Raw genomic sequence first — 15,382 nt, 5'->3', positions numbered from 1 at the left:
ATTCGCTCCCAGTTCATCCGCGATTCATCTACGACTCGCGAGTGTCGCTCCGCTGAAAGCTGAGAAGTGATCACGAACGAGGGAAAACGCCGTTATCGCGCTTATTCGGCGGGCGCCGAGAATGCGGTCGCGTGGTCGATCGCCCAAGTCTTGAAACTGCCAGGCGGACGCCCCAAAGCGCGTTCCACCCCGTCGGCCAGCACCGCGTTGCGGCCCGAGCGGATGATTTCCAGGCCGGTGATCGTGGCGTCGGCGAACGCGGTGTCCATTCCGGACGCGAGCAGCTGAGCGCGTACCGAGCCGATCGGCACGTCGATGGTCGTGAGGGCGGTCCCGATCGCCGCGCCCAGCTGAGCGGCCTGGTCCGCGGTGGTCAGCAATTCCGGGCCGGTCAAGCTGTAGACCTTGCCCTCGTGCCTCGGCGAGACCAGTGCGTCGGCCGCGACCTCGGCGACGTCGCGGGGATCGACGACGCCTTGCGCCGCGTCCGCGGTCAGGTTCGGGATGGGCTTGCCGTCGCGGATCGGCGCCGCCCAGCGCAGTGTGTTCGAAGCGAACGCGGACGGGCGCAGCATGGTCCACACCAAGCCACTGTCCCGCACCGCCCGCTCACCTTCGCGATGCCAGTCGACCTCGGACTCGTCTAGGACATCAAGCCCGATGGAGGAGAGCTTCACGATCTTGCGTACGCCTGCCGAGCGCGCGGCCTCGACCATCGCCAGGTCATGGCGGGCCGCCGATGGCCCGCCTCGGGTCAGCAGGAAGATCGTCTCGGCACCTGCCACAGCCGGTGCGAGTGACTCGGGACGGTCGAGATCACCCGCGACGGCTTCGACGCCTGCGGGGGCACGGGACGGATCGCGGGTCAGCGCGCGTACCGCTTCGCCGCGCGCCGCGAGACGACGGACTACTTCACTGCCGATGGTGCCGGTCGCGCCGGTGACAAGGATCATGACCGGGAAACTGCCAGTCAGGGTGTTGCCGTCGATAGGAAGTTTCGGCATAGGGTGGGAAAGGTGAAGGGGATCTGGGGAAACGGGATACCGGTGCCCGCGGCGCTGCGGCCGTGGATCTCGGACATCCGGCAGGCGATGCACGCCGATCAGCGGATACTGACCCATCCGCCGGACCCGGCGACCGCGCTCGTCTTCCGCGCGACACCCGGCGAGCCGGGGCGGTGGCTGGTCGCCGGGCCGCGGACGCACGCCCGGTACAACCAGGGCAAGCGGATCCCGTTCGGCCTCCGGATCCGCATCCGGCCCGGCCGTGCTCAGCTGCTGCTGGGTGCTTCCGCGAGTGAACTCGTCGACCAGGTTGTCCCGTTGAGTGAACTTTGGGGCACTGAACCGGATTCCGGGCCTGATCCGTCTTCGCTGCTCGCCGGGATCGAGGCAGAACTACTGGCCCGGCTGGCTGTGCGCACCGCCCGCGACGTGACGCGGAGCGACCTCGTGCGCGCCGCGATCAAGGACCTGCCGGCACCCGTGCACACGATCGCGCGGCGATTCCAGGTCAGCGAGCGTCATCTTCGCGACCTGTTCACCGAAAACGTCGGCGTGGCACCGAAAAGGCTGGTGCGCATCAACCGGGTGCGCACCGTGCTCACCCATGCGCGGGAACGATCCTGGTCCCAGCTCGCCACCGATGCCGGCTACTTCGACCAGTCACATATGACGGCCGAGTTCCGCGAAACGATGGGCGTGCCGCCCGGCGCGTTCCTCGATGGTCGCTTGCCAGAGCCCGCGGGTTGCTAGTCGCCTGACCGGCGTGCCAGGAAGTCTTCCAGCCGTTCGCGGGCGTCACCGAAGTCCGAGACGTGATTGCTCAGCGCCAGGCGGAGTTCGCCGTCCGGCAACGAAAGCACGAGATACTCGGTGAGCCTGCGCTGGGTGAAACCACCACCGCTGACCGTGCTCAACGGAATCCTGCGGTAGGCGTCGACGGTCTTGGGATCGAGCTTTTTCAGCCGCTTGCGGTCGACCATGCCGGCCGCGCCGATCAGCCCGGCGAAACCACGGCGCACCAAAACCCAGCGCGACATGCGCACGAGCACGAGTTCGGTGGTGCACACCAGTAGATCGACCAGTTTGCGGCCGTCCTGCAGCGCGCTCATGATCGCGAGCAGGCGCGTTTCCACGGGTTCCGGCTCTTCCTCGGGTTCCGCGCTCGGCGGCCGGACGAACGCGGCCGGCACGCGCAGCCGTTGCAGGTGATGGACGAGTTCGCCGACCGCTCGCGGGTCCTCGACCGCGGGCTTGACCAGCGCTTCGATGTCGAATGGCTGTCCGTACACCTTGAGATCCCAGCCGCCGCCCCAGTTCAGCTCGTGGCGAGCGTGCCCGGCGTCAGCGAGCGCGGCGACGATGGCGTCGCCCAGCAGCTCGGTGACGATCTGCTCGCTGGCTTCGGCGATGACGTCCGGCGCCAGCGACTCGTTGCGCATCGGCTCTGCGAGACGCTCGATGTCGCCGTGCCGCAGCACTTGGATGACCTCACCGATCGTGCCGCCTGGTGCCAGGCCGCTTTCCTTGCCTGCCTCGGCGAGCATCGCGGCTCCCTTGTGGACGGAGCGGAGGCCGGCGAGGCGGACGATCTCGTCCCAGGACGCGCGTGGCCCGAGGTCGCGGATGAGGACGTCGAGCTCCGCGTGCGGGATGTCCTCGCGCGGCGAGTCGAGCAGAGTCCAGGCCGGGCGGCCGTCGAGTTCCGGCCGTACGTCGGGGAGTCCGGCGATGGCGGCGATGCGGTGCCGGGTCGACGGGTGGCTGTTGAACCGGGAACTCGGTTCGGTCGCGAGTATCGCGTCGGCGGATTTGGCGACCCATTCCCGTTGGGCGGGATCTTTCAGGAACGCGCGGAAGCCGAGCAGGACATCGGGGGTGCGCTTCGTGACCGCGCCGAGCGAGACGTAGCGGTCGAGGTAGGCATTCCACAGTGGACTGAGCGTCGCGACCTTGCGCAAGGCGTTCGCCGCGACTCGTTTGCCAGCGGCGGTGACCATGTATTCGTCCGCCTGCAGTTCCTGTCTTCGGTTCGCGGACTGCGCGACCAGCAGGTACAGCCGCGAATAGCCGTCGAGCAGTGTCTTCGCGAGCCCCGAGTCCAGTCTGCCGACGGTGTGCTCCAGCGTGCGGGTGCCGCGGTAGGTCACCGCGAGCATCCGGGTGTGCCCGCCGCTGTAGTGCCCGAGTTCGTGGGCGAGGATCGCGCGCAGCTCGGTGACGTTCATCGCGGCGAGCAGCGGCAAGCCGATGAGCAGCGTGCGCCTGCCGGCGCGCAGGCCGAGCAGGCGGCTTTCCTCGTAGACCGCCGCGTTGATCTCGCCGACCAGCACGATCTCGTCCGGTGGCCGGGTGCTGACCTGCGCGGCGAGGTCGTCGACGACGCGCCAGAGTCCTGGCTGCTCCTCACGGGTCAGCCGAGGGCCTTCGGCGGTCGGGAACTTCGCGCGCAGCGCGCTGACCAGACCGAACCCGAGTGCCAGCATCACGCCGATCCCGGCCAGCATGATGTAGCCGCCCGCGCGGTGCCCGACCTGCACGCCCGCGTAGACACCGCCCGCGCCGACGGCGATCACCACGAACGGGAAAGCCACCAGCAACAGCACCGAAAAGAAAGCCCGCCCCAGGCATGCATGAGAAAACCCCATTTCGCTCGAAGGGATGGTAATCCAGCCTGCCGGGGCGAAATGGGGTTTTCGTCAGATGATCACGCCACGTTGAACGTGTCCGGGTCCGGCCCGGTGCGCTCGCCGCGGTCGAGACCGGACAGGCTCTCGATGTCCGTCTCGGTGAGCGAGAACCCGAACACGTCGAGGTTCTCGCGGATGCGCGACGGGGTGACCGACTTCGGGATGACCACGTTGCCGAGGTCGAGGTGCCAGCGGATGATGATCTGGGCAGGGGTCTTGCCGTACTTCTCGGCCAGCGCGGCGATCGCGGGCTCGGCGAGCAGGCCGCCGCCCTTCGCGAGCGGGCTCCACGCCTCGGTCGCGATGTTGTGCTTCGCGTCGAACGCGCGAAGGTCCTTCTGCTGCAGGTACGGGTGCGCCTCGACCTGGTTGACCGCCGGGACGATGCCGCTGGCCTCGAAGACCCGCTCGAGGTGCGCCTGGTGGAAGTTCGAGACACCGATCGCGCGGACGCGGCCGTCGGCGTACAGCTTCTCGAACGCCTTCCAGGTGTCGAGGTAGAGGTCGCGCTCCGGGGTGGGCCAGTGGATGAGGTACAGGTCCAGCTGCTCCAGGCCCAGCTTGGCGAGGCTCTCGTCGAACGCGCGCAGCGTCTCGTCGTAACCCTGCCTGCCGTTCCACAGCTTGGTGGTGATGAACAGCTCGTCGCGGGCGATGCCTGCTTCGGCCAGCGCCTTGCCGACACCCGCTTCGTTGCCGTAGATGGCCGCGGTGTCGATGCTGCGGTAGCCGGCGTCCAAAGCGGACTTGACGGCCGCGGTCGTCTCCTCGTCCGGTACCTGGAATACGCCGAAGCCGAGCTGGGGCATCTCGACGCCGTTGTTGAGCTTGATGTTCGGAACGCTCAAGTGACTGTCCTTCATCGGGTGAGTGCTTCCTGATTGACGGTAACCGATTGCTTGCGGTCCAGCAGGCCTGAGATCACCGCGACGGACAGGCCTGCCGCGGCGAGTGCCGCGCCGATCCAGTTCGGTGCGGTGTACCCGAGGCCGTGCTCGATCGCGGCGCCGCCGAGCCACGCGCCAGCGGCGTTGCCCAGGTTGAAGGCGGCGATGTTCGCGGCCGAGGCGAGCGCGGGCGCGCCCTCGGCTTTCTGCATGACGCGCGCCTGCAGCGGCGCGACGGTCGCGAAGCCCGCCGCTCCGAAGATCGCGATGGTGATCGCGGCCGGGAGCTGGGCATGTGCGGTGAAGACGAAGATGATCAGCACCGCGGAGAGCGCGGCGAGGATCACGTACAGGCTCGGCATGAGCTTCCGGTCGGCCGCCTTGCCGCCGAGGATGTTGCCGACGAACAAGCCGCCGCCGAACAGTACGAGCAGCCAGGTGACCGCGCCGGACGAGAAGCCCGCGACCTCGGTCATCATCGGCGCGATGTAGGTGAACGAGGCGAACACGCCCGCGAAACCGAGCGCGGTCATCGCGAGTGCCAGCCAGACCTGCGGGTTCCGGAAGACGGCGAGTTCACTGCGCAGGCCCTTGCTCTCGGTCGTGGCCTGAGCGGGGACGAGCGTCAGGATGCCGATGAGACCGATCACACCGAGCACGCTCACGGCCCAGAAGGTCGAGCGCCAGCCCAGTGCCTGGCCGAGCGCGGTGCCTGCGGGCACGCCGAGGACGTTGGCCACGGTCAGGCCGGTGAACATCATCGCGATGGCGCTGGCCTGTTTCGCGGGCGCGACCAGCGAGGCCGCGACCACCGAGCCGACCCCGAAGAACGCGCCATGCGACAGCGCCGCAACGATCCGGCCGGTCATCAGCAGGCCGTAGGCGGGCGCGATCGCCGAGATCACGTTGCCCGCGATGAACAGCACCATCAGACCGACCAGCACGGTCTTGCGAGGTACCCGCGACGCGACCGCGGTCAGCAGGGGAGCGCCGACCACCACGCCCAGCGCGTAGCCGGAGATGAGCAGGCCGGCGGACGGGATCGAGACGCCGAAGTCGTTCGCGACCTCGGGCAGCAGGCCCATGATCACGAACTCGGTCGTCCCGATCCCGAAGGCGCTGATCGCCAGTGCGAGCAGAGCGGCAGGCATGGAGGGTTCCTTCTTCCCGGTAGTATGAGCGTTGGCAATAACCCGCGCCCGAGATAGTTGCAAACGCCGGTTATTGCGTAAGCTCGATAGTGGCGCACGCAAGGGTGCCTTGGCAACCAAGAGAGTGGTGAACCGTGTCACTGGATGACGACGCCGTCGAAGCCCGAGCACAGGGCTGGCGCACGCTCGCCGCGTTGCACGCGCGGATCGAGGACAAACTGGGCCGCGCGTTGGAACGCTCACACGAGCTGTCGGTCAGCGAGTACAGCGTGCTCGACGCACTGGCCCGCCAAGACGGCTTCCACCTGCGCATGAACCAGCTGTCGAACGCGGTCGTGCTCAGCCAGTCCGCGACGACCCGGCTGGTGAACCGCCTCGAGGACCGGGGACTGCTGCAGCGGTATCTCTGCCCGACGGACCGTCGGGGCATCTACACCGAGGTCACGCCTTCGGGTCGCGTTCTGCTGGAGGCGGCGCGGCCGACTCACGACTCCGCGCTCGCGGAAGCCTTGACCGAGGCGGAATCCCTGCCCGAGCTGGCCCCGCTGGTCTCGGCTTTGGGCACCCTGACCTTCTGAGCGGCCGCGGGCACGCGGACCGCAACGGGCTCAGCCGTGCTGGAATAGGCGACTGCCGATCGGTGCATCGGGAATTCGCGTGGCTGTGGCTCACGCTGGTGCTCAGTGTCGCGGTGGGGGCGGGGGGCACCGTCCTGCTGTGGGGCGGCACCCGGGCCGGACATCGAGATGCCTTTGACACCGGCTGGAAAAGCGCCGCCGCAGTCCTCGTTGCCGTGGTCACTGAGGAACGGCTGCGTCTGGGCCAGCGCGAACACCACCGGCAGTTGGCCACTGATCGAGCGGCGCAACCACCGACTTGTCCGCGAAGGCCAGCGAGCAGTTCGGCAGTGAGAAAGCAGCCGTGCGGATCGGTGGTCTCACGGACTTGGAGCGTCTCGCACAGGCCCATTCGGATCTGCGGCAACCCTGGTGGATCGCATTTGCGCCTATCTGCGGGCTCTCTGTCAGCCGCCACCCGACCAGGTCCCGAACGACCGGGGAGCTACCAATGAGAAAGTCGCGGCCCGCCGCCTGGAACTCGACGTGCGCCGCACCGCGCAACAGATCCTTCAGCGCCACTTGTGCTGGGACGAACACGTCCCCGAAACCTGCTGGGAAAACATCAGCCTGGACCTGCGCGACGCAGTGCTGGTCGAGTGCGATCTGGCAAGCGGCCGCGTCACCTCCGCGGACTTCCGAAAGGCGAAATTTCACGGCGGCAGCTCTTTTGGTTTATGTCGATTGCGCGGGACACGGATTTCGGCGGAGCGTCGTTCGCCGGGACTTCCTGGTTCGGCAACGCGTCGTTCGCCGGGGACGCCGCGTTCCACAAGGCATCGTTCACGGGGATGGCTTGGTTCGCTGAGGCATCGTTCGCCGGGGTCGCCTTGTTCGGTGAGGCGTCGTTCGGCGACGGGCCCAAGTTCACCAGAGCGTCGTTTGCCAAGGAAGCCAGGTTCGATGGGACGTCGTTCGCGGAGGATGCTGAATTCGACAATGCCACGTTCACCGGGATCGTCGACTTCGACAGGGCGACTTTCGAATCTGGCGCGTCATTTACCGGCACTACCGTTGCTGATGTAGAAGCTGTGCAGCTGATGCCAGCAGGCTGGGTTGTCCAGTCAGAACCGGATGCGTCGGATGGCCGAGGCTGGATCGTTCGAGACCAACCAGAACGTTCCAGTGACCGCGATGAGGTAGGCGAAAGCTCCTGCTAGGACTGGTTTTCTGCGAAGTGGCGGCCTCGGGTTCGAGGCTTGGCTGGGATTTCTCCCGGTGGGGTCGCTCTCGGCTGTGGTGCTTGCTCCGGGTCTGGGGTCTGTTTGGGTTGGCTCCAGGGCGGTCCCGTATGAACATTTCCGCTGCCTGGGTCGGGTTGGGTGGTGGATCGCTGCGGAAATATCCATACGGACCGAGGGCACGTTGTCGCGACCAGGTTTCGGGTCGCTAGGGCCCCAGCCGGGGTTCTGGTGGTTGCCTGGGTGGTGGGTCGGGCTGCCTCGGCCGAGGCAGCGTGGTGGCGGCGGTGTCAGGTTCGGCTGGTGTGGAGGGTGTTGCGGCGGGGTGTGCGTGCGGGGTCGATGAAGGCTGGTGGGATGAATTCGGGGTAGCCGTCGGTGGCGATGCGGACTTCCCAGTCGCTGCTGTGGATGAGGCGGTGGTGTCGGCCGCAGAGCAGCACGAGGTTGTCGATCTGGGTTTCCCCGTGGTGTGCCCAGAAAACGATGTGGTGAGCGGTGCATCGCTGGGGTGGCGCATCGCATCCGGGGAAGGCGCAGCCGCCATCTCGGATGGCCAGGGCGAGCCGTTGTGCTGGGGTCGCCAGGCGCTGAGTGCGGCCGACATCCAGCGGTGCACCTTTAGCGTTCAAGGTGACGGGGATGATCTTGCAGTCACACGCCAAGATCCTAGCCTCGGTCGCGCTGATATCCCCGACAAGATCGAGACAGGCCCTCCCGATCCCCGTCTTGAGTTCCTCCAGGCCGACGGTGACCACCAGGTGCACACTGTCCCCGGCCTGGGTCGGAATCTTCGGGTTGCCCATGCCGATCTGAACGAACTCGGCGAATGCATCCCCGAGCCGTTCCCACTGTGACCGGGTGTCCCGGCCTTCTTCTTCGGTGGCGGGGCGGGGTTTGGCGAGGGGGTCGAGTGCGGCTTTGAGGCGGGCGATGGTTTCGGCGTCGGTTGTGATTTTGATGCCGTGGGTGCCGTCGCGGTGGGTCACGAACCCGAGTTCATGGCGGGGTGCGGTGGGGTCGGGGTCTTTGGGTTCACGTCCGTCGGGGTCGAGCCGGTCCCGCAGGCTCGTCGCGGCAGCGGAGATCTGGCGGGGCCCGGCAGTACGGGCGAGATCGACGAGGATCTGCTCCCCGGTTTCCCGTTCCTCGGCCGATACCCAGGCGGGCAGGGCGGCGAGTCCGGCGATGATCGGATCCAGCTGCGCCGCACCCAAATCCCCCTCCAGCGCGGCCGCCGCAGCATACGGGGCCAGCGCCGGAATCCTCGCACCGCCGTCCTGGCGTGGGTTGAGTGCCCGGGCACGATCGACCCGGGCTTTGGCTTCGCCGGGTTTGATCTGCACCCAGTCGACCAACGCCTGCGACAACACCGCATACCCGGTCACGTCTTTCACGCCACGGGATTCGATCTCGGCGAGGATCTGGCCTTGCTCGGCGTCGAGGCGGCGTTTTTCTCGTTCGTGGGCGAGGTAGTTCATGAGCAGCGCGTCCTTCTCGCAGCGCCACCACTCAGGCGGTGCTGCGACGGGAGGACTGTCGGTGCTGATCATGACTCCATCTTACCTGCGCCCGGAGTCATATGCCACTAGACATTCCGGGTTTCTCGTTTTTGGGCACGCGGACTTCGGGGCAGGCCGACCCATCACCAAGGCGGACGTCAAGTCTTGGGTGGGGTTTTCGGTGAGCCACAAAGGATTGTGGACAGCCTGCCCTCGGTCCGTATGGATATTTCCGCAGCGACCCACCACGACACCCGGCCCAAGCAGCGGAAATGTTCATGCGGGACCGCCCTGGATCCAGCCTCAACAGACCCAAACCCGGGGCGGCCCAAAAAATCCCAATGCGGCTTTCGTCAGCTCAAACCTGACGAAAGCCGCATTGGGATTTTTTCCGCAGGGTCAGCGAGTGCCCAGCAGATGCTCCAGCGCGAGCTGGTTCAGCCGAGTGAAGTGATAGCCCCGCGCCGCCGCAGCGTCCTCGTCGAAGTCGTCGGTCAGCAGGGAGTCCAGGGTTTCGCCAGGTGCGAGGGTGGGCGTAGACAGGTCCGGGACCCGAGAGGCGGCCAGTGCGTCCGCGACTTCGGGGTCTTCGCGGAAGGCTTGGGCTTTCGCTCGGAGGATCAGGTAGGTGCGCATGTTCGCGGCCGCGGATTCCCAGACGTCCGAGGAGTCTTCGGTGCGCAGGGGTTTGTAGTCGAAGTGGCGTGGGCCGTCGTAGCCGCCGTTTTCGAGCAGGTCGACCAGGAAGAACGCGCTGGTGAGGTCGCCGTGGCCGAAGATGAGGTCCTGGTCGTACTTGGGACCGTGCTGGCCGTTGAGGTCGATGTGGAACAGCTTGCCCTGCCACAGTGCCTGCGCGACGCCGTGCACCATGTTGAGCCCGGCCATCTGCTCGTGGCCGACCTCAGGGTTCAGGCCGAACATCGAGGGGCGCGCCAGCTGGGAGATGAACGCCAGCGCGTGGCCGATCGTCGGCAGGAGGATGTCGCCGCGGGGCTCGTTCGGCTTGGGCTCCAAGGCGAAGCGGATGTCGTAGTTCTTCTCGACGACGTACTCGGCGAGCAGGTCGAGGCCTTCCTTGTAGCGGTCCAAGGCCGTGCGGACGTCTTTCGCCGCGTCGGATTCCGCGCCTTCGCGGCCGCCCCAGACGACGTAGGTGCGGGCGCCGAGCTCGGCGGCGAGGTCGAGGTTGCGGCGGACCTTGCGGAGGGCGAAGCGGCGGATGTCGCGGTCGTTGCTGGTGAGGCCGCCGTCTTTGAAGACGGGGTGGGTGAACAGGTTGGTGGTCGCCATCGGGACCTGGAGGCCGGTCGCGGCGAGCGCGTCCTTGAACTTCTGGACGGCTTTGTCGCGGTCGGGCTCGGTGGCGAGTAGGTCGTCGTCGTGGAAGGTCACGCCGTAGGCGCCCAGTTCCGCGAGCCGGTGGACGCTCTCGACCGGGTCGAGCGGGGCGCGGGTCGCCGTGCCGAAGGGGTCGCTCGCCTGCCAGCCGACCGTCCACAGGCCGAAGGTGAACTTGTCCGACGGGGTCGGAGCGTAGGCGTTCATCAGATGTCCTTCCATTTAGTTCACGTTGTAGACTAAATACGCAGACCCGTCGGAGTCAATAAGGTGCGTGCCATGTCCCAGGCTGTCCGACACGACTCGATGCGTGCCAGCAACCTCGAAGTCGTGCTCGGCGAGGTCAGCAGGCGCGGTCCGCTGACCCGCGCCGCGCTCGCCGAGCTGACCGGCCTGACCAAGAGCACGGTGTCCAAACTGGTCGGTGACCTGATCGACGCCGGGATACTCGCCGAGTCCGGCCTCGCGCGTGCCGGCGAGCGCGGCAGGCCCGGCGTGGACGTGGTGCTCAGCGGCGCGCGGGTCGCCGCGCTCGGGCTGGAGATCAACGTCGACTACCTCGCCGTGTGCCTGGTCGACCTGACACGCGAGGTTCGCCGGGACATCCGCCGCGAACGCGACAATCGCGAGCGCCCCGAAGCCGTGCTCGCCGAACTCAGGACCATGGCGCTCGAAGTGCTCGGAGAAGCCAAGGAACTCGGGCTGACCGTCGCGGGCGCCGGGCTCGCCTTGTCCGGCCCGGTCGGCGACGGACTGCTGGTCAGCGCGCCCAACCTCGGCTGGCGAGACGTCCGCGCCGCCGAACTGCTCGACCTCCCGGTCGCCGTCGAACTCGACAACGAGGCCAATCTCGCCGCGCTCGGTGAACTCTGGTTCGGCGCCGGTGAGCGCGATTTCCTTTACGTCTCAGGTGAAATCGGCATCGGCGCCGGGCTGGTGGTCAACGGTGAGCTGTTCCGCGGGCCGAACGGCCTGGCCGGCGAACTCGGGCACGTCGTCGTGTCGCCGGACGGCCCGGAGTGCCGCTGTGGTGGCAGGGGTTGCTTGGAAACCTATGCGGGACAAGAGGTTCTTCTCGGCAAGGAGCAACGAGCCGGGGAAGCGCTCGGGGTAGCGCTGGCGTCGGCGGTGAACCTCTTCGACGTCGACCGGATCGTGCTCGGCGGGATCTTCGCGCCGCTGTTCCCCCAGCTGGGCGGCCCGATCGAGCGGGTTCTGCGAGACCGGCTCAGCACGCTCAGGGGCGGTGTGCCGACACTGACCGCGTCCGGGCTCGGCGCGCGGGCCGCGACGCTCGGCGCCGCCGGTCGCGTGATCCACCGGGTACTCGCCGAGCCCGGCGCCTACCTCAGGAGCGAACGATGACGACAGTGCTGATCATGGCGACGGCAGACGTCAGCGAAGTGGTCGTCGCGATGGGCGGCCAGGTGCTTTCCCAAGCGCCTGAGCTCGGCGCGATACGAGCGGAAATCCCTGCGGCCAAAGTAAAAGAGCTCGCCGCGCTGGAGTCCGTGACCCACGTTCAGGTCGACGAAGACATCCAGCGCGACGAGCCCTTGCCTTAATGGACTAGCTGACGCTCCTCACGAGGACCGTGCCGGTTCCGACCTGGACGTTCTCGGACGTCCGGACGGAGAGCACGCCGCGCAGGATGCGACCGGCGGCCGGGGCCGCGTTGACGGTCACCACGCCGGGCACGGTCCAGGCGCTGCCGGAGGCACGCGCCGCGTCCGCGTCCGTCACCACGACGGAACCGAACGCCGGGTTGACGAACGTGTCGAGGTAGTCGTACGTCGTCGAGCCAGAAGGCACCGCGAAGCCGTCGATCAGCACGACCCACTGGCCTGCGGCCGGGTTCGCGATGGTCACGGACTCCTCGGAGTCGCCGTCGGCGCTGGAACCGGCCTGCACGCACGAGCCCGTGGTGCAGTTGAACACGATCAGGTCCAGGTCGGCGCCGACGTCCGAGGTGTTGCCGATCGTCGCGGTGAGCGACGTCGACCCCGGGGTCACCGTGATCGGGAACTGCTTCTGCTCCAGGTTGCCGATGGTCGGCTTCTGGATCGTGGTGCTGCCCAGCGCGCCGCCGGTCAGCTTGCCGGTGAACCCGCCGAGCGTGTTCGTCACCGTGTAGCTGCGGTTCAGCGGCGTGCCGATGGTGGCCGCCGCGATGTCATCAGGGTTCGGCGAGATCGCCGTGCCCAGCACCGAAGCGCTGACGGTGAACGGCGCGTTGTCCACATCGGACGTGCGCCTGGCCTCGACGGTGATCTCCCAGACACCCGGCAGCGGGTTCGCCACCGTGCGGCTGGTCGGCGTGCCACCGGCACAGCCCGCGCCCGCGTCGGGGTTGTAGCAGTTCGTCGACGAGGTCACGTCGAGCGGCACACCGGTCGGGTCGTAGCGCAGGAAGCGGACCTGGCCCTTGCCCTTCTCGGCACCGCCACCGGCGAGGTCGACCTTCAGCGCGCTGGCGCCCTTGGGCACCCGCACGAAGAAGCTCTGCGACTGGTTGCGCGCCGCCGTGCCGGAGTTGTCGATCTTGTAGCCCTTGGCGGCCTCGAAGTCCTGTGCCGCGAACACCGCGTTCATCGTCTGCACGTCGATGCCGATGGTGAACGGGTTGTCCAGGCGCAGCAGCGCCGAGTGCACGCCCGCGGTCTTCGGGTTGACCTTGACGTCGAACTTCACCTCGGTGTTCAGCGGCAGCTGAACGTGGTTGCCGGAGGAGAAGGTGCCGTCGTTGCCGACCCAGCTGACGAAGTACGGCACCGGGTTCGCCGAACCGGTGGTCCGCTTCAGCGTGTAGGTGCGCGTGAACGGCTTGCCAGCCACGACGGCCTCACGGTCGTGGATGCCGACACCGGTGTTCGGCGTCTTCAGGAGTCCACTGAGGACGGTGTGCACCTCGACCGAGGTGGCGACGGTGTCCGGCTTCGGGTTCAGCTGCAGCGCGATGAACGCCGCAGGCACGTTGAACAGGCCCGCGCCCTGCGCGTACGCGCCGATCCCGTTGACGTAGCGAGCGGTCGACTTGATCGCCGAGCGCAGCTGCGCGACCGGGGGACGCTTGCCGTTGTGCGTCGCCTTGTACGCGCTCACCAGCAGTGCGGCGGCGCCGGTCGCCTGCGGGGCGGCCATCGACGTGCCGTTGAACATCGCGTAGCCGGCGGGCAGTGCGTACGTGCCGGGCAGCGGGCCGGGCGCCTGCCAGCGCGGGATGGTCGAGATGGCCGAACCCGGCGCGATGATGTCGGGCTTGAAGCCACCGTCCTCGGCCGGTCCGCGCGAGGAGAACGGGTGCAGCGACTCGGCCTGCGCGGTCTTCGAGCCGTAGTTCGACAGCCAGGTCTCCTTGGTGATGTAGGAGCCAACGCTGACCGCGTCGGTGGCCACGGACGGGTCGCCGACCGAGTTGCCACCGGGGCCGCTGTTGCCCGCCGAGATGAACAGCTGCATGTTGTACTCGGCGATCGTGCGGTTGTAGAGCTCCGCACGCGCGTTGTTGCCGTCGTTGAGCGCGGGCAGGCCGCCGATGGAGATGTTGACGACGTCCGCGCCGTTCTTGGCGGCGTAGATGACACCGTCGATCAGGCCGGACGAGGTGCACGACGAGGTGGTCAGGCAGACCTTGACGGCCAGCACCTTCGCACCGGGCGCCGCGCCCTGCATCTTGCCGCCGAACAGGTCGTGCCCGGTCGCGATGCCCGCGACGTGCGAGCCGTGCGCCGCACCGGCGATGCCGATGTTGACGTAGCCGTCGTGGTCGGTCTGCACGACGAACGCCATCTTCTCGACGACGCCGGTGGCCGGGTTGTCGGTGCCGAAGAAGCCGAAGTCGCCCGCGACCTTGTAGTCGGCCATCGCCTTGTCGTCGGTGAAGTCACCGTTCTGGTTCAGGTCGACGCGGACCTGCTTGGTCACGGTGTCGAGCAGGATGCCCCACGAGTCGGTGCGGTCGCCGTCGCGGTTGAGGTCACCGCCGGTCTCGCTGCCGGCGCCACCCAGGTCGCCCGCGGTCTCGGCGAGCGAGCCGAGGGTGTACGGGCCGCCTGCGGGCGCGGTCCAGGTGCGGCCGTTCGCGGTGAAGGTGCCGGTGTAGGTCTGGGTGGACTGCTTGACCCAGGTGCCGTCGCCGGAAGTGGGGGAGTTGGCGTTGTACCAGTCGACGATCTTCTTCTCGCCGTGGCTGGTGGTCTGCAGTGCCGGGTTCTCCAGGTCGACGCCGGAGTCGAGGACGGCGACCGTGGTGCCCTTGCCGTCCCAGGCGGGGAGCACCTGGCCGAACTGTGCGGCGTAGGTGTCACCGGTCGGCATGTACGGGTTCACGCGGGGGGTGTTCTTGTCCGGCGCCGGCTGCGGGAGCGGGTCGGACGTCCCGTCCGGGCGCGGGTCGTCGAGCTTGATCAGGCCGTCGACGTCGACCGCGTTGATGCTGCCGAGCTTGGCGGCCTTCTCGGCCTGCTTCACCGGCACGGTCACCTTGAGGTAGTCGAGCTTCGTGTCGTTGGACTGCACGACACCGCCCAGCGCGCGCAACTCGTTCGCCGCGACCTCGGACTTGCCTCGCTCCGCCGCGATCAGCAGCGTGACATCCGGCTTGCCTGCCTTTTCGGCTTCGGCGACCAGTTCCTTGTCGTGCGTGTCGAGCTCGCTCCCGTTCGACGCACCGGCCGTCGGGCTGCTCGGTGGCGCCTCCTGAGCGAACGCACTCGGCGCGGCGCCAAGGGTGGAAGCGCTCAACGCGGTGGCGAGCACGGTGATGCCTGCTCGCCTTCTCCAGCGTGAATTCACTGTTCCGGCCTCTCGTTCATGGACATGCCCGAGCAGTAGATATCCGGAATCGGCAGACCGCAATAAGCCGGTATCAACGATCGATGCAATTCGTCCATTCGGCGTGAGCTGAATGGAGTAACGGGTTGCGGAATTGCCGGAGAAGGTCCGTTACCGTTATTAGGTAACGTTAATCAAATCGATATATGCGACTTTGAATACGCATTCGAAATTATAGA

12 protein-coding genes are annotated in these 15,382 nt (G+C 67.4%); 5 read left to right on the top strand and 7 right to left on the bottom strand.

The features are described from left to right. Nucleotides 1–101 precede the first annotated feature (101 nt). Nucleotides 102–953 (bottom strand): NAD(P)H-binding protein, encoded by an 852-nt coding sequence (locus ACFV15_RS17440; protein ID WP_378351479.1) that lies wholly within the window; start codon nt 951–953, stop codon nt 102–104. Between the two features lie 63 nt (nt 954–1,016). On the opposite strand from ACFV15_RS17440, the gene ACFV15_RS17435 reads away from it, so the two are divergent. Continuing rightward, nucleotides 1,017–1,754, top strand: coding sequence for a helix-turn-helix domain-containing protein (locus ACFV15_RS17435; protein ID WP_378351478.1), 738 nt, complete (start codon nt 1,017–1,019; stop codon nt 1,752–1,754). Here the strand turns inward: ACFV15_RS17435 and ACFV15_RS17430 are convergent. The 3 genes from ACFV15_RS17430 to ACFV15_RS17420 all read right to left on the bottom strand — a co-directional run bounded on the left by ACFV15_RS17430 (nt 1,751) and on the right by ACFV15_RS17420 (nt 5,729). Next, the gene (locus ACFV15_RS17430) at nt 1,751–3,607 is read right to left on the bottom strand and encodes a M48 family metallopeptidase (protein WP_378351477.1); all 1,857 of its coding nucleotides are present in this window, start codon (nt 3,605–3,607) and stop codon (nt 1,751–1,753) included. The genes ACFV15_RS17435 and ACFV15_RS17430 overlap by 4 nt on opposite strands. Nucleotides 3,608–3,708: 101 nt before the next feature. Continuing rightward, nucleotides 3,709–4,500 (bottom strand): aldo/keto reductase, encoded by a 792-nt coding sequence (locus ACFV15_RS17425; RefSeq protein ID WP_378351494.1) that lies wholly within the window; start codon nt 4,498–4,500, stop codon nt 3,709–3,711. Between the two features lie 50 nt (nt 4,501–4,550). Next, nucleotides 4,551–5,729 (bottom strand): MFS transporter, encoded by a 1,179-nt coding sequence (locus ACFV15_RS17420; protein ID WP_378351476.1) that lies wholly within the window; start codon nt 5,727–5,729, stop codon nt 4,551–4,553. 134 nt (nt 5,730–5,863) lie between these two features. On the opposite strand from ACFV15_RS17420, the gene ACFV15_RS17415 reads away from it, so the two are divergent. Together ACFV15_RS17415 and ACFV15_RS17410 are read left to right on the top strand one after the other, a co-directional pair. Beyond that, on the top strand, nt 5,864–6,307 hold the full coding sequence (locus tag ACFV15_RS17415) for a MarR family winged helix-turn-helix transcriptional regulator (RefSeq protein ID WP_378351475.1): 444 nt from the start codon (nt 5,864–5,866) through the stop codon (nt 6,305–6,307). A gap of 716 nt (nt 6,308–7,023) precedes the next feature. After that, complete coding sequence (locus tag ACFV15_RS17410) at nt 7,024–7,506, top strand: pentapeptide repeat-containing protein (protein ID WP_378351474.1); 483 nt, start codon at nt 7,024–7,026, stop codon at nt 7,504–7,506. 311 nt (nt 7,507–7,817) lie between these two features. Here ACFV15_RS17410 and ACFV15_RS17405 read toward each other — a convergent pair whose 3' ends face one another. Then, complete coding sequence (locus ACFV15_RS17405; RefSeq protein WP_378351473.1) at nt 7,818–9,080, bottom strand: DUF222 domain-containing protein; 1,263 nt, start codon at nt 9,078–9,080, stop codon at nt 7,818–7,820. Between the two features lie 348 nt (nt 9,081–9,428). Next, nucleotides 9,429–10,577 carry a xylose isomerase gene (xylA, locus tag ACFV15_RS17400; protein ID WP_378351472.1) on the bottom strand — a complete coding sequence of 383 codons (1,149 nt, stop codon included), beginning with the start codon at nt 10,575–10,577 and terminating at the stop codon, nt 9,429–9,431. Between the two features lie 72 nt (nt 10,578–10,649). Here xylA and ACFV15_RS17395 point away from each other — a divergent pair, with 72 nt between their 5' ends. Beyond that, nucleotides 10,650–11,735 carry an ROK family protein gene (locus ACFV15_RS17395; protein WP_378351471.1) on the top strand — a complete coding sequence of 362 codons (1,086 nt, stop codon included), beginning with the start codon at nt 10,650–10,652 and terminating at the stop codon, nt 11,733–11,735. Next, nucleotides 11,732–11,935 (top strand): hypothetical protein, encoded by a 204-nt coding sequence (locus tag ACFV15_RS17390; RefSeq protein WP_378351470.1) that lies wholly within the window; start codon nt 11,732–11,734, stop codon nt 11,933–11,935. Before ACFV15_RS17395 ends, ACFV15_RS17390 begins: the two co-directional genes overlap by 4 nt. Nucleotides 11,936–11,939: 4 nt before the next feature. Here the strand turns inward: ACFV15_RS17390 and ACFV15_RS17385 are convergent, their stop codons facing one another. Beyond that, on the bottom strand, nt 11,940–15,164 hold the full coding sequence (locus ACFV15_RS17385) for a S8 family serine peptidase (RefSeq protein ID WP_378351469.1): 3,225 nt from the start codon (nt 15,162–15,164) through the stop codon (nt 11,940–11,942). Nucleotides 15,165–15,382 lie beyond the last annotated feature (218 nt).

Origin of the sequence: Amycolatopsis sp. NPDC059657 (assembly GCF_042734395.1) — a bacterium.
Taxonomy (GTDB): domain Bacteria; phylum Actinomycetota; class Actinomycetes; order Mycobacteriales; family Pseudonocardiaceae; genus Amycolatopsis.
The sequence above is the reverse complement of the archived record's forward strand: the minus strand, read 5'-3'. Positions and strand labels throughout refer to the sequence as shown.

What these genes read in the sequence shown, in the direction of transcription:
- ACFV15_RS17440 (WP_378351479.1), bottom strand. Translation starts at nt 953, where the DNA reads ATGATCCTTGTCACCGGCGCGACCGGCACCATCGGCAGTGAAGTAGTC.
- ACFV15_RS17425 (WP_378351494.1), bottom strand. Translation starts at nt 4,500, where the DNA reads ATGCCCCAGCTCGGCTTCGGCGTATTCCAGGTACCGGACGAGGAGACG.
- ACFV15_RS17420 (WP_378351476.1), bottom strand. Translation starts at nt 5,729, where the DNA reads ATGCCTGCCGCTCTGCTCGCACTGGCGATCAGCGCCTTCGGGATCGGG.
- ACFV15_RS17410 (WP_378351474.1), top strand. Translation starts at nt 7,024, where the DNA reads ATGTCGATTGCGCGGGACACGGATTTCGGCGGAGCGTCGTTCGCCGGG.
- ACFV15_RS17405 (WP_378351473.1), bottom strand. Translation starts at nt 9,080, where the DNA reads ATGATCAGCACCGACAGTCCTCCCGTCGCAGCACCGCCTGAGTGGTGG.
- xylA (WP_378351472.1), bottom strand. Translation starts at nt 10,577, where the DNA reads ATGAACGCCTACGCTCCGACCCCGTCGGACAAGTTCACCTTCGGCCTG.
- ACFV15_RS17395 (WP_378351471.1), top strand. Translation starts at nt 10,650, where the DNA reads ATGTCCCAGGCTGTCCGACACGACTCGATGCGTGCCAGCAACCTCGAA.
- ACFV15_RS17390 (WP_378351470.1), top strand. Translation starts at nt 11,732, where the DNA reads ATGACGACAGTGCTGATCATGGCGACGGCAGACGTCAGCGAAGTGGTC.